At 65.3% G+C, this 19,139-nt stretch carries 16 protein-coding genes; 10 read left to right on the top strand and 6 right to left on the bottom strand.

The window, feature by feature from the left end; all coding sequences use genetic code 11:
* Positions 1–110 precede the first annotated feature (110 nt).
* The gene (locus QZ613_RS09725; protein WP_043570727.1) at positions 111–566 is read left to right on the top strand and encodes a hypothetical protein; all 456 of its coding nucleotides are present in this window, start codon (positions 111–113) and stop codon (positions 564–566) included.
* A gap of 44 nt (positions 567–610) precedes the next feature.
* Here the strand turns inward: QZ613_RS09725 and QZ613_RS09720 are convergent, their stop codons facing one another.
* A complete protein-coding gene (locus QZ613_RS09720; protein ID WP_043570725.1) occupies positions 611–1,096 on the bottom strand; it encodes a C40 family peptidase in 486 nt (161 codons plus the stop codon).
* 44 nt (positions 1,097–1,140) lie between these two features.
* Between QZ613_RS09720 and QZ613_RS09715 the strand changes: the two genes are divergently transcribed.
* From QZ613_RS09715 to QZ613_RS09700, 4 genes are all read left to right on the top strand, one after another.
* Positions 1,141–2,592: an NAD-dependent succinate-semialdehyde dehydrogenase gene (locus QZ613_RS09715; RefSeq protein WP_291982168.1), complete on the top strand. Its 1,452-nt coding sequence runs from the start codon at positions 1,141–1,143 to the stop codon at positions 2,590–2,592.
* Between the two features lie 199 nt (positions 2,593–2,791).
* Positions 2,792–3,370, top strand: coding sequence for a peroxidase-related enzyme (locus QZ613_RS09710; protein WP_291982267.1), 579 nt, complete (start codon positions 2,792–2,794; stop codon positions 3,368–3,370).
* A gap of 58 nt (positions 3,371–3,428) precedes the next feature.
* A complete protein-coding gene (locus tag QZ613_RS09705; RefSeq protein WP_291863284.1) occupies positions 3,429–3,857 on the top strand; it encodes a response regulator in 429 nt (142 codons plus the stop codon).
* An 8-nt stretch (positions 3,858–3,865) separates the two neighbouring features.
* Positions 3,866–7,216: an EAL domain-containing protein gene (locus tag QZ613_RS09700; RefSeq protein WP_291982166.1), complete on the top strand. Its 3,351-nt coding sequence runs from the start codon at positions 3,866–3,868 to the stop codon at positions 7,214–7,216.
* 65 nt (positions 7,217–7,281) lie between these two features.
* On the opposite strand, the gene folK is transcribed toward QZ613_RS09700, so the two are convergent.
* From folK to hda, 4 genes are all read right to left on the bottom strand, one after another.
* Positions 7,282–7,839, bottom strand: a complete 558-nt coding sequence (folK, locus tag QZ613_RS09695; RefSeq protein ID WP_291866632.1) for a 2-amino-4-hydroxy-6-hydroxymethyldihydropteridine diphosphokinase — start codon at positions 7,837–7,839, stop codon at positions 7,282–7,284.
* Complete coding sequence (gene pcnB, locus QZ613_RS09690; RefSeq protein ID WP_291866635.1) at positions 7,836–9,203, bottom strand: polynucleotide adenylyltransferase PcnB; 1,368 nt, start codon at positions 9,201–9,203, stop codon at positions 7,836–7,838. The genes folK and pcnB overlap by 4 nt, the downstream gene beginning before the upstream one ends.
* Before the next feature lie 91 nt (positions 9,204–9,294).
* Positions 9,295–9,960: an HAD family hydrolase gene (locus QZ613_RS09685; protein ID WP_043570715.1), complete on the bottom strand. Its 666-nt coding sequence runs from the start codon at positions 9,958–9,960 to the stop codon at positions 9,295–9,297.
* A gap of 20 nt (positions 9,961–9,980) precedes the next feature.
* Positions 9,981–10,733: a DnaA regulatory inactivator Hda gene (gene hda / locus QZ613_RS09680; protein WP_291922355.1), complete on the bottom strand. Its 753-nt coding sequence runs from the start codon at positions 10,731–10,733 to the stop codon at positions 9,981–9,983.
* Positions 10,734–10,781: 48 nt separating this feature from the next.
* Here hda and purM point away from each other — a divergent pair, with 48 nt between their 5' ends.
* Positions 10,782–11,819, top strand: a complete 1,038-nt coding sequence (purM, locus tag QZ613_RS09675) for a phosphoribosylformylglycinamidine cyclo-ligase (protein WP_043570774.1) — start codon at positions 10,782–10,784, stop codon at positions 11,817–11,819.
* 125 nt (positions 11,820–11,944) lie between these two features.
* Here purM and QZ613_RS09670 read toward each other — a convergent pair whose 3' ends face one another.
* Positions 11,945–12,304 (bottom strand): hypothetical protein, encoded by a 360-nt coding sequence (locus tag QZ613_RS09670; protein WP_043570708.1) that lies wholly within the window; start codon positions 12,302–12,304, stop codon positions 11,945–11,947.
* A 290-nt stretch (positions 12,305–12,594) separates the two neighbouring features.
* Here QZ613_RS09670 and QZ613_RS09665 point away from each other — a divergent pair, with 290 nt between their 5' ends.
* From QZ613_RS09665 to QZ613_RS09650, 4 genes are all read left to right on the top strand, one after another.
* On the top strand, positions 12,595–13,770 hold the full coding sequence (locus QZ613_RS09665) for an efflux RND transporter periplasmic adaptor subunit (RefSeq protein ID WP_043570705.1): 1,176 nt from the start codon (positions 12,595–12,597) through the stop codon (positions 13,768–13,770).
* Positions 13,767–16,853, top strand: a complete 3,087-nt coding sequence (locus QZ613_RS09660) for an efflux RND transporter permease subunit (protein WP_291982164.1) — start codon at positions 13,767–13,769, stop codon at positions 16,851–16,853. The genes QZ613_RS09665 and QZ613_RS09660 overlap by 4 nt, the downstream gene beginning before the upstream one ends.
* 138 nt (positions 16,854–16,991) lie before the next feature.
* On the top strand, positions 16,992–17,375 hold the full coding sequence (locus tag QZ613_RS09655) for a DUF6394 family protein (protein WP_043570771.1): 384 nt from the start codon (positions 16,992–16,994) through the stop codon (positions 17,373–17,375).
* A 13-nt stretch (positions 17,376–17,388) separates the two neighbouring features.
* Positions 17,389–19,107, top strand: a complete 1,719-nt coding sequence (locus tag QZ613_RS09650) for an NAD-binding protein (protein ID WP_043570702.1) — start codon at positions 17,389–17,391, stop codon at positions 19,105–19,107.
* The last annotated feature ends 32 nt before the right edge of the window (positions 19,108–19,139 follow it).

The raw sequence follows: 19,139 nt of genomic DNA, 5'->3' as shown, positions 1-19,139 counted from the left end.
GTCTGCGCCAGGGGCGCACCGTGGTGCTAAGATCGGCCGCCTGGCCTGCCCGTAGCCCTGCACCGGGCCCGGCCGTCGCCACCCACTGTGCAGAGAGGGAGTTGCCTGTCATGAAACACCGGATTGTCGTCGCTGGCGTGTTGCTGGCCCTTGCCTTGCCGCCCCCGGCGCTGGCGCAGAGCACACTGCAGTTGCAGTTGCCGAGTGCCGAAGATACCTATCGCGAGATGCAGCAGGAGCAGCGTAGCGGGCCTTGCGACCGTTGCGGTGTGGTCTATCGGACGCGCACCGAGAATCGCCAGGGGCCGGGTCGGCGCGATCCTGGCAATGCTGCGGGACGTGATTTCGATTCACCCGACGCGCACATGCTGACCACGCCGATCTTCGGCTCCGGGAGTACGGTCAAGGACGCCCGCCAGGCGGCCGCGCCGATGTTGGTCCACATCGTCACCGTGCGCTACGAAGACGGCAGCTTCGCGGCCTTTGAACAGGTCGACGAGCCTGTGGTGCGCGAGGGTGACCGGGTGCGCGTCGTCGACGGCCGTGTCGAGCTGCGCAACGATTGATGGCGCAGGGACTTGCTGCCTGGCAGCGGGCCGCGCCGCCGTTGCTAGAAATACGCGCGCGCCGTTTCGAAGCGCTGCGCGTAGTAGTTGGCGGCCAGCTTGTCGATGCGCACCTGGCCTTGCGTCGACGGCGCGTGTACGAAACGATCGTCGCCGATGTAGATGCCGACGTGTGACAAGGAGGCGTTGCGGGTGTTGAAGAAGACCAGGTCGCCTGGACGCAGCTCATCGCGGTCGACCGGACGGCCGCGGCGCGCGATGTCTGCCGCGCTGCCGCCGACCTTGACCCCGGCCGCCTGTCCGTAGATGTAGGCGACCATGCCGCTGCAGTCGAAGCCGGCTTCGGGGTTCTTGCCGCCGAAGCGGTAACGCGTATCGACCAGGCCGAGCGCGAAGATCACCACGTCCATGCCTTTTTCACTGGCCACCGGTCTGGCCGCCGACTGGCTCGCCCTGCGCTCGGGCGTGGCGCTGCACGCGGCCAGCAGCAGCGCCATGACGATAGCGACGAGGATCTGTAGTGCACGCATGGCGCACAGTATAAACTGCGGTTTTCAGAAATCCGGAGATTGTCATGCACCTGAACGATCCGCGCCTGTTGCGCTCCGATTGCTACATCGATGGTCGCTGGGAAGCCGCCGACGATGGCCGTACGCTGGCCGTCGTCGACCCGGCGAGCGGCGTGGCGATTGCCGATGTGCCGCTGATGACCGCCGCCGAGACGGGGCGGGCGATCGAAGCTGCTGCCGTGGCGCTGCCGGCATGGCAGGCGAAGACGGCCAAGGAACGCGCCGCGCTGTTGCGCCGCTGGTTCGATCTGATCGTCGACAACACCGAGGACCTGGCGCAGTTGATGACTGCCGAATGCGGCAAGCCGATCGTCGAGGCGCGCGGGGAGGTCGCTTACGGGGCGTCGTTTGTCGAGTGGTTTGCCGAAGAGGGCAAGCGTGCCTACGGCGAAAGCATTCCCAGTCCGGCCGCCGACCGGCGGCTGCTGACCATTCGCCAGCCGATCGGCGTTTGTGCGGCGATAACGCCGTGGAACTTCCCCCTGGCGATGATTACCCGCAAGGTGGCGCCGGCGCTTGCCGCCGGTTGTACGGTGGTCGTCAAGCCGGCCGAGCAGACGCCGCTGACGGCGCTGGCGCTGGCCCGGCTGGCGCACGACGCGGAGCTGCCGGCCGGCGTCTTCAACGTCCTCACCGGCGACCCGCAGACCATTGGCGCGACGCTGACCGCCAGCCCGCTGGTTCGAAAGTTGTCGTTTACCGGTTCGACCGAGGTCGGCCGCCTGCTCATGGCGCAGAGCGCGCCGACGATCAAGAAGCTTTCGCTCGAGTTGGGCGGCAACGCGCCATTCATCGTTTTCGACGACGCCGACGTCGATGCGGCCGTCGAAGGGGCGCTGGTTGCCAAGTATCGCAACACCGGCCAGACCTGCGTCTGCGCCAACCGGCTGCTGGTTCAGGACGGCGTTTATGACGCTTTTGTGGCCCGGCTGGCCAGGCGCGTGCAGTCGCTGCGCGTTGGTCCGGGCAATGACGAAGGCGTTACGCAGGGACCGTTGATCGACGAAGCGGCGTTGAAGAAGGTCGAGGCGCACATCGAAGACGCGCTGCGCAAGGGCGCGCGGGTGGTCACCGGCGGCAGCCGGCATGAGCGCGGCGGGACTTTCTTCGAGCCGACGGTGCTCGCCGACGTGACCAGCGAGATGCGCGTCGCGCGCGAAGAAACCTTCGGTCCGCTGGCGCCGGTGTTCAGATTTGCCGACGAAGAGGAAGCGGTACGCATGGCCAACGACACCGAGTTCGGTCTCGCCGCCTACTTCTATTCGCGTGACGTCGCGCGTTGCCTGCGCGTCGGCGAAGCGCTCGAATACGGCATGATCGGCATCAATACCGGCCTGATTTCCAACGAGGTGGCGCCTTTCGGCGGCGTCAAGCAGTCCGGGCTGGGCCGCGAAGGCTCGAAGCACGGGCTCGACGAGTACCTCGAGATCAAGTATCTCTGCTTCAGCACTGTTTGATGCACGCCGGCAAACGTCGACTGTCTCGGCGTCCGGGTCGGCACTGGCGAGCGTCGAACCGCCCTTCTTGGAGCGTGGTTTTTGCAGATTTGTGTATCATGCAGGGGATAAATGATTGGTGACCACGGAGAGAGAGATGAATTCGCTTCCCACCCACAAGCGCGAAGATCTGCCAGTCGGCATTGCCGAGGACCGAGCCATGGACAAGCCGATCAGTCGCTTTCCGGTGCCGTCGCTCGACGAAATGCCCGAGGACGTGCGCAGTCGCATCCTTGCGGTGCAGGAGAAAGCCGGCTTCGTCCCCAACGTTTTTCTGACCCTTGCCCATCGACCCGACGAGTTCCGCGCTTTCTTCGCCTATCACGACGCGCTGATGGAAAAGGAGAGCGGTCTGAGCAAGGCCGAGCGCGAGATGATCGTCGTCGCCACCAGTGGCGCCAACGACTGCCAGTACTGCGTCGTCGCGCACGGCGCGATCCTGCGCGTGCGCGCCAGGAACCCGCAGATCGCCGATCAGGTGGCGGTCAATTACCGCAAGGCCGATATCACGCCACGGCAGAGCGCGATGCTCGCCTTCGCGCTCAAGGTTTCGCTGCACGCCGCGGAAGTCGGCGAGGCTGATTTCGCTGCCTTGCGCGAGCACGGCTTCTCCGACCCGGACATCTGGGACATCGGCGCCGTGGCGGCCTTCTTCGCGATGTCCAATCGCCTGGCGAACATGACGTCCATGCGGCCGAACGACGAGTTCTTCCTGATGGGCCGGCTGGCGAAATCCTGATCGGCCTGCCGGCACTGGCGAGACTCGCGCCGCGATTTTTTCTGGAGATGACCGCGTGATGATGGAGCGCCTGCATCGGCCGATCCTGCTGGTCGAAGACAATCCTGCCGACGTCGATCTGACCTTGCGCGCCTTTGCCAAGCGGCACCTGGTCAACCCGGTGAATGTGGCCCGCGACGGCGAGGAGGCGCTGGCCTGGATTCCTCGCTGGGAAGCTGGCGAGACGCCGCCGCTGCTGATCCTGCTCGATCTCAAGCTGCCGCGCATCGACGGCCTCGAGGTGCTCTCCCGGTTGAAGGCGCATGCGGTCAGCCGTACGCTGCCGGTGGTCGTGCTGACCACTTCGGAAGAGGACAAGGACATCGAGGCCGCGTACAGCATGGGCGCCAATTCGTACATCGTGAAGCCGGTCGATTTCGTCAAGTTCATGGACGTTGCGGCGCAGGTCGAGATGTACTGGTGCCTGCTCAACACGCCGCCGCGCTAGGCTGTCGAATGAAGGCGTCCAGGCAGCATAGCGCTCCGCGCCGCGTTCTCTATCTCGAAGACAACGCCAGCGACGCCGACCTCGGCCTGCGCGCGCTCGCCCGCAACGCACCCGAAACGGCGGTCGAAGTCGTCAGCAGCGTCGCTGCGGCGTGCGCACGGCTGCAAGTCGGCGCCGCCGACTTCGACATCGTTCTTGCCGACCTCAACCTTCCCGACGGCAGCGGCCTCGATCTGCTCGCGCATGTGCGCGGGCAAGGGCTGCCGCTGGCCTTTGTCGTGCTCACCGGTTCCGGTGACGAGGCGTCGGCGCTGACTGCGCTGAAGGCCGGGGCAGACGATTACCTGAGCAAGCACGGCAACTATGGCGAGCAACTGACGCGCGTTCTGGCGGCGGCGCTCGATCGTTTTCGCACCCGCTCCGCGCGCCAGGGGCGGCTCATGCGCGTCCTCTACGCCGAGCACAACCGTTTCGATATCGACCTCACCCAGCGCCATTTTGCCGAGCACGCGCCGCTTTTCCGCTTCGACGTCGTGGACAGTGGCGAGGAGGCCCTGGCGCATCTGCCCGAGCACGCCGACGAAGCTCTCGGCTACGACTTGTTGTTGCTCGACTATCAACTGCCGGCGCTGAACGCGCTCGACGTCGCCAAGACGGTGCGCGATCAGCGCAGCCTCGACCTGCCGATCGTGCTCGTCACCGGCCAGGGCAACGAGGACGTGGTCGCCGCTGCCCTGCGTCTCGGCCTCGAAGACTACGTGATCAAGAAGAGCGGCTATCTTTCCGGTTTGCCGACGATTCTGGAAAACGCGCTGCGCCACGCGCAACTGCGGCGTGAGCAGTCGAGCCTGCGCCAGACGAGCAGCCGTCTGGCACACCTGCTGGCGGCGAGTCCGACCGTTCTCTACGCGCTACGCGTGGACGGCGAACGCGGCGAACGCAACGAACGCTTTCTGCCGGTGTGGGTCAGCGAGAACATCACGCGGGTGATGGGTTATGCGCCCGCTGACTGCATGGCGCCGGACTGGTGGTCGGCGCACCTGCACGCCGACGATCGCGATCGTGTTCTTGGCAGCGCGCAAACGCGCCTGCTCGACGATGGCGAACTGACGCACGAATATCGCTTTCTCGACGCCAGCGGCGGCGTCCGCTGGCTGCGTGACGACATGCGCTTGATTCGCGACGCCAGGGGGAAAGCACTCGAAGTCATCGGCAGCTGGAACGATCTCAGCGCCGAGCACGAGTTCAAGGAACGCCAGCGCCTCTATGCAACGGCCCTGGAAAGCACTCGCGACGGGGTGATGATGATTGCCCTGGGCGGCGAGATCATCACCGTCAACCCGGCCTTTTGCGAGATTACCGGCTACGCGGCGGCTGACGTGGTCGGCAAAAACCCGCGCTTCCTGCAGTCCGGACGCCACGATCGGGCCTTTTATCAGGCGATGTGGGCCAGCCTGACGCAGACCGGCCATTGGCAGGGCGAGATCTGGAATCGCCGGGCGGATGGCGAGATCTATCCGCAGTGGGCAACCTTGAGCGTGGTCAATGACGAGCAGGGTCAGGCGTCGCATTACGTCGGCGTGTTCACCGATCTGACCAAGCTCAAGCGCAGCGAGGAACAGGTCGAGCGTCTGGCCCATTACGATCCGCTGACCGACCTGCCGAACCGTTTGTTGTTGCGCTCGCTCCTGCAGCACGGTCTCGACCGCGCACAGCGGCAAGGCGGCAAGACGGCGGTGCTGATCATCAACCTGGATCAGTTCAAGAACGTCAATGAAAGCCTCGGGCACACGCTCGGCGATGAGCTGCTTCTGGCCGTCGCCGCTCGCCTGAAGGCCCGCCTGCGCAAGGAAGACACACTCGGGCGCCTGGCGGCCGACGAATTCGCCGCGGTGATCGAGGGTCGGCAGGACGCCGAGAATGCGGAGAGCACCGTACGCGCCCTGCTGGCCGCACTCGCCACGCCTTTCATGCTGGCCGATGGACATGAAGCCTACGCCCGCGCCAGTGTCGGAATCAGCGTCTTTCCGCAAGACGGCACGACGGCAAACGAGCTGCTGCGCACGGCCACCGCAGCCATGTCGAGGGCCAAGGAGCGCGGCGGCAATCAATACGCCTTGTACACCGATGAACTTGGCCAGGGTGCACTCGAGCGCCTGGAAATGGAGAACGCGCTGCGGCGGGTGCTGAGCAATGGCGAATTGCTCCTGCACTACCAACCGAAGCTTGATCTGGCGAGCGGCGTCATCGTCGGTGGCGAGGCGCTGCTGCGCTGGCAGCGACCCGGTGCCGGACTGGTGCCGCCGGCCAGCTTCGTGCCGCTGGCCGAGAAGACCGGCTTGATCGTGCCCATCGGCGCCTGGGTCATCGACGAGGCCTGCCGGCAGATCCGCGCCTGGAGCGATGCCGGCCTGCCGGTGGTCAAGGTGGCGGTCAATGTCTCGGCGCGCCAGTTTTCCAGCCCGGAGCTGGAGTCGGTACTCGCCGCGGCCTTGAGCCGCCATTCCGTCGCCCCGCGGATGCTGACGCTGGAGCTGACCGAAAGCATGCTCATGGCCGCGCCGGACCAGGCCATCAAGCGACTCGAACGTCTGCGCGAGATCGGGGTCGGCCTTTCGCTCGACGACTTCGGTACCGGCTATTCGAGTCTCGCCTACCTGAGTCGCTTCCCGGTCGACGAGCTGAAGATCGACCGCTCATTCGTCACCAACATCGTTAGCGATCCCAAGGACGCCAATATCGCCACTTCGGTGATCGCGCTGGCGCACCGCATGCACCTCAAGGTGGTCGCCGAAGGGGTCGAGACCGAGGCTCAACTCGGCTACCTGAAAAAGAACGGCTGTGACCAGATGCAGGGCTATCTGTTCAGCAAGCCGTTGCCGGCGGACGATTTCGCCACCTTGCTCAGCACGGGCCGGTCGCTGCCGGTCGGCGGAACGCCGAGTGAGCGGCACAGCCTGCTGGTCGTCGACGACGAGCCGAGCATCCTTTCGTCGATTCGCCGCGTCCTGCGGGGCCAGAGCTACCGCGTGCTGACCGCGAACAGTGCTCTGGAGGCGCTGGAAATCCTGGCCCGAGACGAGGTGCAGGTGATTCTTTCCGACCAGCGCATGCCGCAGATGAGCGGTACCGAGTTCCTGGCCCGGGTCAAGCTGCTGCACCCGGACACCGTGCGGCTGGTCATTTCGGGCTACACCCAGCTCGATTCGGTGATCGACGCCGTCAATCAGGGATCGATCTACAAGTTCCTGACCAAGCCCTGGGAAGAGGAGCAACTGCGCGAGCACCTGCGCGATGCATTCGCTTACTACGAGGCGATTGTCAAACCACGCGGCAGCCACGACGGATTGCCCGACTGAGGCGGGCCGGGATTCTGGCGTCGTCGGCAGTTCCAGAGCGGGCCCGCCGCGCAGCCCCGGCGCGGCTAGTCGGCCAGCCTCTCGACGGCTTGCCTGCTGACCGCCGGCCACCAGGCGGCAGCGCTGCCGCGGCCGGGGATCGGCGCCTGCGGTGCGATTTCGAGCAGCGGTGCGATGACGAAGGCGCGCAGGTGCATGCGCGGGTGAGGTAGGCTCAGGCGCTGGCTATCGACGACCAGGTCGTCGTAGAGCAGCAGGTCGAGGTCGAGTGTGCGCGGGGCGTGATGATACTCGCGGCGGCGTCCGAACACCCGTTCGATGGCCAGCAGGGCGTCGAGCAGCTGCGCCGGTGTCAGGCGGGTGTGCAGAGCAGCAACGGCGTTGATGAAATCGGCCTGGCGGCGGATTACGCGGCCTCCCACCGGTGCCGTCCGATACAGCGACGAGAGGCGCTGCAGCCGGCATTCGGCGACGCCGGCCAGCGCGCGCGCGGCGGCGCGGACCTGCGCCTGTGGGTCGGCCAGGTTGGCGCCCAGCGCGACGTAGGCCAGGTGCTCGGTGGGGGTGGCGAGAGCGGAGTGGGGTTGCTCGGGGTGCGTCGATGTCTTGTCGCCGTCACTCATTCTGCGGCGTCGGGTTTCTGCTCGCTGTCGTCGGCTGGGCGACGGCGACGACGACGGCGTTTCTTGACGCTGGCCGGCGCCGCTGGTAGCAGCATCTCCGCGCGCGCCTCGTCGCCTGCGTGCAGAAATTCGCTCCACCAGTCGCCGATCGCCGGGTCGATTTCGCCGGACTCGGCGCGCAGCAGCAGGAAGTCGTAGCCGGCCTTGAAACGCGGTTGCTGCAGGACGCCGTAGGGTCGCTTTCCCGAGCGTTGTTCGAAGCGCGGCTGCAGACCCCAGATATCCTTGATGTCGCCGGCAATGCGCCGGGTGATGGCGAGCTTTTCCGCCTGTACGTGCAGGACTTCGTCCATGGCCACGAAAAGCGACGGGATCGGCGGTTCGCCGCGGCTTTTCAGCGGCTCCCAGGTGGCCAGGACCTGATGCCAGAGCAGGGTGGCGAAGAGGAAGCCCGGCGAGATCGGCTTGCCTTCTTCGACGCGCCGGTCGGTGGCTTCGAGCGCGAGGGCGACGAAGCGCTCGCCAAGCGGCTGCTCGAGAATCACGTCGAGCAGCGGCAGTACGCCGGCGTGCAGTCCCTCTTCACGCAGGCGCGTGACGCAACGCAGGGCATGCCCGGAGGTGAGCAGCTTGAGCATCTCGTCAAAGAGTCGCGACGGCGGCACGTTGTCGAGCAGATCGGCCATTTCGCGGATCGGCCGCCGCGCCGCGGGGTCGATGGCCAGGCCGATCTTGGCCGCCAGACGCACGGCGCGCAGCATGCGCACCGGGTCTTCGCGGTAGCGTGTCTTCGGGTCCCCGATCATGCGCAGGGTCTTCTGCTGCAGGTCGGCGACACCGTGGTGGTAATCGATGATCGTTTCCGAGCTCGGGTCGTAGTACAGCGCGTTGACCGTGAAATCCCGGCGCGCGGCGTCGTCCGACTGGCTGCCGAAGACGTTGTCGCGCAGCAGGCGGCCCTGCGCGTCGGTCTGCGCCTTGTTGCCGCCGTGCTCGCCTTGCTCGCCGTGATGGCCGCGGAAGGTGGTGACTTCGATGGTCTCCACACCCATATTCACGTGCACGATCTGGAAGCGGCGGCCGATGATCCGCGAGCGGCGGAAACAGCGCCGGACCTGCTCCGGCGTGGCGTTGGTGGCGACGTCGAAGTCCTTCGGCGTCAATCCGGCGAGCAGGTCACGAACCGCACCGCCGACGATGTAGGCCTGGTAGCCATTCTCCTGCAGGGCCTCGACGGTCTGCCGGCAGCCACGGCTGATCTGTTCACGCTGCAGACCGTGCTGGCTGGCCGCGATGATCGCCGGCTGGTTGCGGTTGCCAGCGTTTTTTCTTCCGAGAACGCGGGATATGAACTTGCGGATCATCGCTTGCTTCTTGTTCCTGTGTTGTGGCCCTATAGGCGCGGCATGATAGCCGATATTGCCCGCGCGATCAGCGCTCGATCCGCCGTCCGCTTCAGCCGAGGAGGCTGATGACCGGCCAGCCGGCGGTTTCGGCGTGCGCACGCAGCGTCGGATCAGGGTCGACCGCGACCGGATTGCTGACCTTCGACAACAAGGGCAGGTCGTTCTGCGAGTCGCTGTAGAACCAGCTGCGCTCGAAACTGCCCCACCACAGGCCCATCGCTTCGAGCCAGTCCTCGACGCGGATGATCTTGCCTTCGCGGAACGAGGGTGTGCCGCGCGGCTGGCCGGTGAATTGCCCGTTCTCGTGCGCCGGAATGGTGGCGATCAGGTGCGCGATGCCGAGATTGCGGGCCAGCGGCGCGGTGACGAAGCTGTTGGTGGCGGTGACGATGGCGCACAGGGCGCCGCTGTCGAGATGGTGGTGAACCAGCGCGCGTGCCTTGCGACCGACAATCGGCAGGATGTGTCGACGCATGAATTCGCCGAGCCAGGCGTCGAGTTGCGCGCGCGGGTAGCGCGCCAGGGGCTGCAGCTGAAAGTCGAGAAAGATCTCGATATCGAGCGTTCCGGCCTTGTACTGTTCGTAGAACTCGAGGTTTCGGGCTTCGTACAAGGCGCGGTCGAGAACGCCTTTGGCGATCAGGAACTGCGCCCATTCAAAGTCGCTGTCGCCGGCGATGAGGGTATTGTCGAGGTCAAAAAGAACAAGATCCATGGCTATGCCTTTCGCGCAGCTCAGCGCTCCAGTGGCGTCTGCAGAACTTCGCGCAGCAAGCTCAGGGTGACCGGGCGCTGGTGCTCGAGCGAGTAACGGTCGATGGCCATCAACAGGGCCGTCAGGCTGCGCATGTCGCGTGGCGCGCGCAGGAAAAGATAGGCGAAGGCCTCCGCCGGCAGGAGCAAACCGCGCGCCCGCGCCTGCTCGCCGAGCGCGGCCAGCTTTTCGCCGTCGCTCAGGGGCTGCAGCCGGTACACCAGGCTGCTGCCGAGGCGCGTACGCAGGTCCTCGCGCAAGCGAAGTTGTAGCGGCGGCACGCTGGCTGCGGCGAGCAATCGCCCGCCGCTGGCGCAGAGGCGATTGATCAGGTTGAACAGGCTGATTTGCCCACGCGCGCTGAGCGCTTCGACGTTATCGACGGCGTGCGTGCAGCCATCCGGCGCGATTTGCGCGAGATCGGGGTCGATGCGCGCGTCGCTGTACGCGGCTTCGCTGGCCTGCAGCAGATGCGATTTCCCGGCACCCGCCTCGCCCCAGAGAAAGAACAGCGGCTCGCGGTTGACCGGCGCCAGCCAGGCGGCCAGTCCGGTCAGCGCTTCAGCGTTGCCGCCGGCGACAAAATTCTCGAAGCTGGGCCGCTCTTCGGGCAGCAGGTCGAGAATCAACTGGCGCATCCGGGGGGGGTCAGGCTTGTCGGTTTGCGGTGCGATCAGCACGCGGGAGGGCCATTTCGGATAAGATTCGGGATCGGGCAGAGCAAAGTGGTCCATTCTACCACTACGCGGCATCTGCCTGCCTTGCTCGGGACGCGCTACAAGATGACTCTGGAATCTCTCTCCTATCGCGATGCCGGTGTCGACATTGACGCCGGCGATGAACTCGTCGAACGTATCAAGCCCTTTGCCAGGAAGACGCTGCGCGAAGGCGTTCTCGGCGGTATCGGCGGCTTTGGCGCCCTGTTCGAGGTCCCGAAGCGCTACCGTGAGCCGGTTCTGGTCTCCGGTACCGATGGCGTCGGCACCAAATTGAAGCTCGCATTTCAGCTCCGGCGGCATGACACGATCGGTATCGACCTGGTGGCGATGAGCGTGAACGACATTCTCGTGCAAGGTGCCGAACCGCTCTTCTTCCTCGATTACCTGGCCTGCGGCAAGCTCGATGTCGGGACCGCGGCGCGCGTCATCAAGGGCATTGCCGAGGGCTGCGAGTTGGCCGGATGCGCCTTGATCGGCGGCGAGACCGCCGAAATGCCGGGGATGTATCCCGAAGGCGAATACGATCTCGCCGGTTTCGCGGTCGGCGTCGTCGAAAAGTCGGCGGTCATCGATGGCGCAACGATCGTCCCGGGCGATGTGCTGCTCGGGTTGCCGTCGTCGGGGGCGCATTCCAACGGCTATTCGCTGCTGCGCAAGATCGTTGCCCGTTCCGGTGCCGACCTGGCCGCGCCGTTCGACGGCGAGCGGACCCTGGCCGACGCGGCGATGGCGCCAACACGGATCTACGTCAAGCCGCTCCTGGCGCTGATGCAGGCTCTGCCGGTCAAGGGGATGGCGCACATTACCGGCGGCGGGCTGACCGGTAACGTTCCGCGCATCCTGCCCGAAAATGTTCGTGCCGAGATCGCCCAGGCGGCGTGGCAGCGGCCGAAATTGTTCGACTGGCTACAGCACGAAGGCGGCGTCAGCGATGACGAAATGCACCGCGTCTTCAACTGCGGGATCGGCATGGTCGTCGTCGTCGCTCGCGAGAACGCGTCACAGGCGGTCAGGATTCTGAACGACGCTGGCGAGCCGGCACTGGTCATCGGCAGCATCAAGGCGCGCAACGAGGGCGAGGCGCAGACCACGCTGGTGTGAAGGGCGTGCGCCATGACGACGGGGGATAGGACTTTCTGCGCCAAAGCCGGGACAGCGGCGCTGCGCGTTTGCCGGCGCCTTTGCCGGCACTCGTTGTTCGCCGCCGTGTGGCGAGCGCCTGGTGGTCAGACCTTGATGTTGATCTTGACGTCGCCGCCGGCTTTTCGACGCCCGCGTTCTGAACGGGTGTCGAGTATCACCGCTTGCGTGCTGGAGCGGCGTTCCTTCTGCCGGCGCTCGACCGCTCCGGGCGGAGTTGCCGCCTCGGCCGTCTCGGCCGGCGTGGCTTCGGGGGTTTCTTGCTGCGCGCGCCGCGCCTGCTCTCGCGGCCGCCGCTCACGGGCAGGCCAGGGGTGCTTGGGCAGCGCGGTCGAGAGGCCGCTGCCGATGCCTTTTGCACCGGTGACGGGCTCCGGCTTGCTGACATCGTCGGGCTCTCTGCCGACGTTGGTGGCGGGCGGTACGACTTCAGCGGGAATTCTCACGGCTCGGCTTTCTCCTCATTCCTCGCCAGCGGCGGTCTCTCGATTCGCAGGGCCGCTGCACAAGCTATCCGAGTGGCCTTCAGACACTCGGCAGACAAACGGTTAACGGCAGGTCTCGGGGCGAACTTTAGCACTGGCGGCCGGCGGGCGCCGCAGCTTGCGCACCCCGGCTGCAGCGGGGTTGGCGATGCGAGCTGGCTTCGGTACACTTCGCCCGCCGGCGGCCAGCATGCTGTTGGCTGCTTTGCAGACCCTTCACTTGGCCGCTGCGGCGGCGGATTTGGATCGCCATGTCGCGCGGAAATCATCGATTCGTGGTTCTGGCTGTCGCAATGGTCGGACTTGTCGCCGTCGGCTACCTCGCCTATACGGGTTTTCGTCTGCCCAGTGCGCCGACGCTGCCGCCGGCGCCAGCCGCTGGCGCCGGCAAGGAAGTCGCCCGCCCCGCGCCGCCGGGTGCTTTCCCGATGGCGGTCGAGACAGCGCGCGTGCAAGCGTCGGAACTCGCGGTCGATGCCACTGCAGTCGGCTCCCTGCGCTCGAACGAGTCGGTCGTCCTGCGCCCCGAGATCGCCGGCCGTATCGCTTCGATCAACTTCAAGGATGGCGTCGCAGTCAGCAAGGGCGCGCTGCTGGTGGCGCTCGACAACGCGACGCAGGCAGCCGAGCTCGATCAGGCGAAGGCGGCTCTGGCGCTGGCCCAGGCCAATCAGCAGCGGACGCAGGACCTGTTCGCCAAGAAATTCGTCAGCGGGCAGGCGCTGGACAATACCCAGGCGGCGCTGAAGGTACAGGAGGCGGCGCTGGCCCTGGCGCAGGCCAGGCTCGACAAGACGCGTATCCGGGCGCCGTTCTCCGGGGTCCTCGGTATTCGCAATGTCAGCGTCGGCGACTACGTCAAGGAAGGCCAGGAACTGATCAATATCGAGGACATCGGGACGCTGAAGGTCGACTTCCGCCTGCCGGAATCGTATCTGGCGCAACTCAGTCCAGGGCAGCCACTGGAAGTGTCCAGCGACGCGCTGCCGGGGCAGGTCTTCGCGGCGGTGCTCGAGGCGATCAATCCGCTGGTCGAGGCCAGCGGTCGTGCCATTTCTCTGCGCGCGCAGCTGTCGAACAGCGAGCGGAAGCTGCGCCCGGGGATGTTCGTCCGCGTCCGCCTGATCTTCGACCGGCGCGACAAGGTGCTGTTGATTCCGGAGCAGGCGCTGGTTCCCGACAGCAAGGCGCCTTACGTCTATCGCGTCGTCGATGGCCAGGCGCAACGCGTGCCGATCAAGACCGGCCTGCGCCGCAACGCCCAGGTCGAGGTTGTCGAGGGCTTGAGCGCCGGCGACGAGATCGTCACTGCCGGCCAGCTGAAGCTGCGCGATGGTGCTCCGGTACGCTCGCTGGGCGCGGGCGCGCCCGCTGCTGCGCCGGCGAGCGACGGCAAGGCGGCCGCTGCGGCAGGTAGCGGAAAATGAAAATCTCCGATCTGTGCATCCGTCGGCCGGTGTTTGCGACGGTGCTCTCGCTGGCCATCATGCTCGTCGGGTTGGTCTCGTATACCCGCCTGCCGGTGCGCGAGTATCCCAAGATCGACGAACCGGTGGTCACCGTCGACACCACCTATCGCGGCGCCTCTGCCGAGATCGTCGAATCGCAGATCAGCAAACCGCTCGAGGACTCGCTGGCCGGTATCGAGGGGGTGGACGTGATTACCTCGATTTCGCGCCAGGAGAACAGCCAGATTTCAGTGCGCTTCAAGCTGGAGCGCAATCCCGATTCGGCGGCGGCGGACGTTCGCGACCGTGTCTCACGGGTGCGCAACAAATTGCCGACGGCCATCGACGAGCCGGTGATCGCCAAGGTCGAAGCCGACGCCAATCCGATCATCTGGCTGGCGTTCTCGTCCGACCACCATTCGGCGCTGGAAGTCACTGACGTCGCCAACCGCATTGTCAAGCCGCGCCTGCAGACGCTGCCGGGAGCCGCCGACGTGCGCGTTTTCGGCGAACGCCGGTACGCCATGCGCATCTGGCTCGACCGCGATCGCCTGGCGGCCTTCAATCTCACGCCACAGGATGTCGAGGATGCGCTGCGCCGGCAGAACGTCGAAGTGCCGGCCGGGCGCATCGAAAGCCGCAGCCGTGAGTTCTCGGTGGTCGCCAGGACCGATCTGACCGAGCCGGAACAGTTCGCCGCGATCATCGTAAAGCAGGCCAGCGACGGCAAAGGCAGCTACCCGGTGCGCATCGCTGACCTCGGGCGGGTCGAAGTCGGCGCCGCATCCGAGCGCAGCAGCGTTCGTTTCAAGGGTCGCTCGGCCGTCGCTCTCGGGGTCATCAAGCAGGCGACGGCCAATCCGCTCGAGCTGTCGAAGGCGCTGCGCAGCGAACTTCCGAAAGTGATCGACGAGCTGCCCGAGGGAATGACGGTAAATATCGCCTACGACTCGTCGGTGTTCATCGCACGTTCGATCGACGCGGTTTTCGAGACCATTGGCGAAGCGATGTTGCTGGTCCTGCTGATCATCTTCCTCTTCCTGCGCAACTTCCGCGCGACGCTGATTCCACTGGTGACCATTCCGGTGTCGCTGATCGGCGCTTTTGCGTTGATGCTGATGCTCGGCTTCAGCATCAACACGCTGACCCTGCTGGCGCTGGTGCTGGCCATTGGCCTGGTCGTCGATGACGCGATCGTCGTCCTCGAGAACATCTACCGGCACATCGAAGCGGGCATGCCGCGGCAGCAGGCAGCCCGGCAGGGAGCGCAGGAGATCGGTTTCGCGGTCGTGGCGATGACCATTACCCTGGCCGCCGTGTATGCGCCGGTGGCGTTCATGACCGGTCGCACCGGCAAGCTGTTCGTCGAGTTTGCGCTGACCCTGGCCGGCGCGGTGCTGGTTTCGGGTTTCGTTGCCTTGACCCTCTCGCCGATGATGTGTTCGCTGCTGTTGAAACACGAGACGCGCCACGGGAAGGTCTACGTCTGGGTCGAGAACGTCCTCAACGGGCTGACGCGGGGCTATCGTCGGGCGCTGACCATGGCCCTGCAGCGGCGCTGGCTGGTGATGCTGGTTTTCGCCGTCGTTGCCGGGTCGAATGTCTTCCTGCTCAAGGCGCTGAAGTCCGAGCTGGCGCCGGTTGAAGACCGGGGCATCATTCTCGGCGTCTTTCTGGCCCCGGAAGGCGCGACGCTGGACTATACCGACAGGTACGCGCGCCAACTCGAAGACATCTACGCCAATACCAAGGACGTCGAGCGCTACTTCGTCGTCGCTGGCAACCCGACCGTCAGTCAGGGCATTTCCTTCGTCGGGCTGAGCGACTGGGACGAGCGTTCGCGCAATTCGGGTGCGGTGGTCAAGGAGTTGTTTCCGAAGTTCATGGGCATTCCCGGCGTGCTGGCGTTTCCGGTGCAGCCGCCTTCGCTCGGTCAGAATCCGCGCGAGCGGCCGGTCAACTTCGTCATCCTGACCTCGGCGTCTTACGTCGAGCTGGAGCAGATGACCGGCAAGATTCTCGCCGAGGTGGCCAGGAATCCGGGCTTTACCAACGTCGATACCGATCTCAAACTCAACAAACCCGAGCTCTCGGTGCTGGTCAATCGTGACAAGTCCTCGGATACCGGTGTGCAGATCGAGACCGTCGGGCGCACGCTGGAAACGATGCTCGGCGGTCGCCAGGTGACGCGCTTCAAGCGCGCGGGCGAGCAGTACGACGTGATCGTGCAGGTCGCGGACAGCGATCGTGCGACGCCTTCCGACATCCGTGACATCTTTGTCCGCGCCAAGGACGGCAGCATGATTCCTCTGGCCAATCTGCTCTCTGTCAGCGAAACCGTCAGTCCCCGTGAGCTGAACCATTTCGGTCAGCGTCGGGCGGTGACCATCACCGCCAACCTCGCACCGGGCTACAGCATGGGGGATGCGCTGCGCTTTCTGGACGAGGCCGCCGGGCACGTTCTGCCGGCCGGCTACGCGGTTGATTACGCGGGCCAGTCGCGTGAGTTCAAGCTTTCGTCGTCGTCGCTGGCGCTGACTTTCGTTCTCGCGCTGGCTTTCATCTATCTGGTGCTGGCTGCCCAGTTCGAGAGTTTTCGCGATCCCTTCATCATCATGCTCACGGTGCCGCTGTCGATGACCGGTGCGCTGCTGGCGCTGCTGCTCAGCGGCGGTTCGCTCAACGTCTATAGCCAGATCGGGCTGGTGACCCTGGTTGGCCTGATCACCAAGCACGGCATCCTGATTGTCGAGTTCGCCAACCAGTTGCTGGAGCGGGGGCAGGCGGTCGGTGAGGCGGTGATCGACGCTGCGGAAATGCGCCTGCGGCCGATTCTGATGACCACTGGTGCGATGGTGCTGGGGACGATTCCACTCGCCCTGGCCAGTGGCGCCGGCGCCGAGAGTCGCCAGCAGATCGGCTGGGTGATCGTTGGCGGCCTGCTCCTCGGCACCTTCTTCACACTCTTCGTCGTGCCTACCGTCTACAGCCTGCTGGCGCGGCGCAAGAGCGCCGCTGGCGGTGACGCTGCCGCTGCCGCGGTGAGCATCGCGGTGCCTTAGCGACCTTTGCGGCCTTCTGCATCACCGCTCACCGGCGCGGCTGCTGGCCGGTTTTCTTTCCTAGCTCAGGCGAGTATGCTGTCGAGCTAAGTGCCGGGCGATCGTGCGCTGGCCTGGTCTGCCGTGGAGAAGGTGCTCATGAATCTCGAGAAGGTGATTTTCGGTTTTTTCATCGTTCTTGCGGCAACGCTGAACTTCGGCTTCTTCATCGGCGATATCGACAATCCGACGCACCACCACATCTACGAGCTGTTTGCCGCGATCGTCGTCAACCTGATTGCCACTGTCCTGAAGTTCGGCGACCGCACGCAGATCGGCGCGGTGCACCTGTCGACCAGCCTGGTGGCCGACCTGCAACTGGTTGCGGCGGCCTGCGTGTGGGCCATCGCCGTGCATGTCACCGGCGAGGGAATGTCGGCCGACGTCACTACCAGTGTCGTTTCGCTCAGTGGCGGGGCCTTGCTGGCCAACTTCGTTTCGCTGGTGTTGTTGATTGCCGAGACGGTGATGTTGCGGCGCTGATGGCGACGCCGGAATGAACACCAGCATCTTCTTTCTCGCCCTGCGGCGGATGCGCGTGCCGCTGATCGTGCTGATTGTCCTGTATGCGGTGTCCACGCTCGGACTGACGCTGGTTCCCGGCATCGATGCGCAAGGTCGGCCAGCGCCGCCGATGAGTTTCTTTCACGCCTTCTATTTCGTCAGCTACACGGCCAGTACGATCGGCTTTGGCGAGATTCCGGTGCCCTTTTCCGACGCCCAGCGGATGTGGGTCACGGTGTGCATTTTCCTCTCGGTGATCGGCTGGTCATACTCGATCATCAGCCTGCTCGCGCTGGTCCAGGACAAGGGTTTTCAGCAGGTCCTGCAGAGCGGCCAGTTTGCGCGCCGGGTACGGCATCTCGGCGAGCCTTTCTACATCGTCTGCGGCTGTGGCGAAACCGGGATGCTGATTGCGCGCGCGCTCGATCGCAGCGGCATCCGGGTGGTGGCCCTCGAGCGTAATGACCAGCGCATCCAGGAAGTGGAACTCGAGGATTTCGCGGCGGACATTCTCGTCCTCTGTGCCGATGCTGCGCAACCGCAAAACCTGATTCTCGCCGGCTTGAAGCACCGTAGTTGTCGCGGCGTGCTGGCGATCACAGACGACGATTCGGCCAATCTTGCGGTGGCCATTGCCAGCCGGTTGGTCAATCCGCGGCTGATGGTCGTGGCGCGCGTCGCCAGCCCGTCGGTGGAGCGCAACATGATGTCCTTTGGGACGCACTACGTGGTCAATCACTTCGAGAAGTTTGCCGACTATCTGGCGCAGGCGATTCATTCACCGAGTTGGTTCCGTCTGGTCGACCTGCTCACCGGGCTGCCCGGACAGAAAGTACCCGAGCGGCACGATCCGCCGGTTGGCGACTGGGTCGTTTGTGGCTATGGTCTGTTCGGGCAGGCGGTGGTACGTAATCTGGAGCGGCAGGGCGTCAGCCTGACGGTCATCGCGCCGGAACAGAATCTGCCCGCCACGGTTCGCCACATCGTCGGCCACGGTATGGAAGCGGAGCCCCTGCGGCTGGCAGGAATAGAAACCGCGGTGGGCATCGTCGCCGGTGGCGACAATGACACCAACAACCTGTCGATCGCGATGACGGCCAAGGAGATCAACCCGGCGCTATTCGTCGTGGTGCGCCAGAACCGGGTGGCCAACGAAGTCCTCTTCGACGCCTATGATGCCGACTTCACCATGGTTCCGTCACGGATCGTCGCACGCGAGTGCATGGCGCTGATCACCTCGCCATTGCTGACCCGTTTCCTGCGCCATGTCCGCGCCTGGCCGGACACGCGCGCGGCAAGCGTCGCCCGGCAACTTGAGGAGCTCTGTGTCCACCGCGTACCCCTGGTCTGGAGCGTGCGACTGAATGCCGCAGACGCGCCGGCAGCGCACAAGCTTCTCATGATGGAGCAGGTGACCATCCGTATGGAGATATTGCGGCGCGATCCGGCCGCGCGCCAGGACTTCCTGCCCTTGCTGCCGCTGTTGCTGGTGCGCGACGGACGCGACCAGGAACTGCCCGAAGATGAAACGGTCCTGAAACCGGGTGACGAGCTGCTGTTTGCCGGCACGCGGGCCGCCAAGACAGCGCAGAACCTCGCGCTCGACAATCGCAATGCCCTCGAATACGTACTTACCGGGCATGATGCGCAGGGCTTGCTGTGGCGCTGGTTCAACCCGACGAAGCGCGCCGGCGACCCCGGCAGGGGCTAGTGGCGCTCGACACGCGCTCGGGTTCGCGGCGG

Origin of the sequence: Candidatus Accumulibacter sp. ACC005, from assembly GCF_907163215.1 — a bacterium.
Lineage (GTDB): Bacteria > Pseudomonadota > Gammaproteobacteria > Burkholderiales > Rhodocyclaceae > Accumulibacter > Accumulibacter regalis.
This window is presented reverse-complemented; position numbering and strand designations above follow the sequence as displayed.

Excerpts from the sequence above, each read along its gene's own strand:
- QZ613_RS09725 (WP_043570727.1), top strand. The coding sequence starts at position 111 with ATGAAACACCGGATTGTCGTCGCTGGCGTGTTGCTGGCCCTTGCCTTG.
- QZ613_RS09720 (WP_043570725.1), bottom strand. The coding sequence starts at position 1,096 with ATGCGTGCACTACAGATCCTCGTCGCTATCGTCATGGCGCTGCTGCTG.
- QZ613_RS09715 (WP_291982168.1), top strand. The coding sequence starts at position 1,141 with ATGCACCTGAACGATCCGCGCCTGTTGCGCTCCGATTGCTACATCGAT.
- QZ613_RS09710 (WP_291982267.1), top strand. The coding sequence starts at position 2,792 with ATGGACAAGCCGATCAGTCGCTTTCCGGTGCCGTCGCTCGACGAAATG.
- QZ613_RS09705 (WP_291863284.1), top strand. The coding sequence starts at position 3,429 with ATGATGGAGCGCCTGCATCGGCCGATCCTGCTGGTCGAAGACAATCCT.
- QZ613_RS09700 (WP_291982166.1), top strand. The coding sequence starts at position 3,866 with ATGAAGGCGTCCAGGCAGCATAGCGCTCCGCGCCGCGTTCTCTATCTC.
- folK (WP_291866632.1), bottom strand. The coding sequence starts at position 7,839 with ATGAGTGACGGCGACAAGACATCGACGCACCCCGAGCAACCCCACTCC.
- pcnB (WP_291866635.1), bottom strand. The coding sequence starts at position 9,203 with ATGATCCGCAAGTTCATATCCCGCGTTCTCGGAAGAAAAAACGCTGGC.
- QZ613_RS09685 (WP_043570715.1), bottom strand. The coding sequence starts at position 9,960 with ATGGATCTTGTTCTTTTTGACCTCGACAATACCCTCATCGCCGGCGAC.
- hda (WP_291922355.1), bottom strand. The coding sequence starts at position 10,733 with ATGGACCACTTTGCTCTGCCCGATCCCGAATCTTATCCGAAATGGCCC.
- purM (WP_043570774.1), top strand. The coding sequence starts at position 10,782 with ATGACTCTGGAATCTCTCTCCTATCGCGATGCCGGTGTCGACATTGAC.
- QZ613_RS09665 (WP_043570705.1), top strand. The coding sequence starts at position 12,595 with ATGTCGCGCGGAAATCATCGATTCGTGGTTCTGGCTGTCGCAATGGTC.
- QZ613_RS09660 (WP_291982164.1), top strand. The coding sequence starts at position 13,767 with ATGAAAATCTCCGATCTGTGCATCCGTCGGCCGGTGTTTGCGACGGTG.
- QZ613_RS09655 (WP_043570771.1), top strand. The coding sequence starts at position 16,992 with ATGAATCTCGAGAAGGTGATTTTCGGTTTTTTCATCGTTCTTGCGGCA.
- QZ613_RS09650 (WP_043570702.1), top strand. The coding sequence starts at position 17,389 with ATGAACACCAGCATCTTCTTTCTCGCCCTGCGGCGGATGCGCGTGCCG.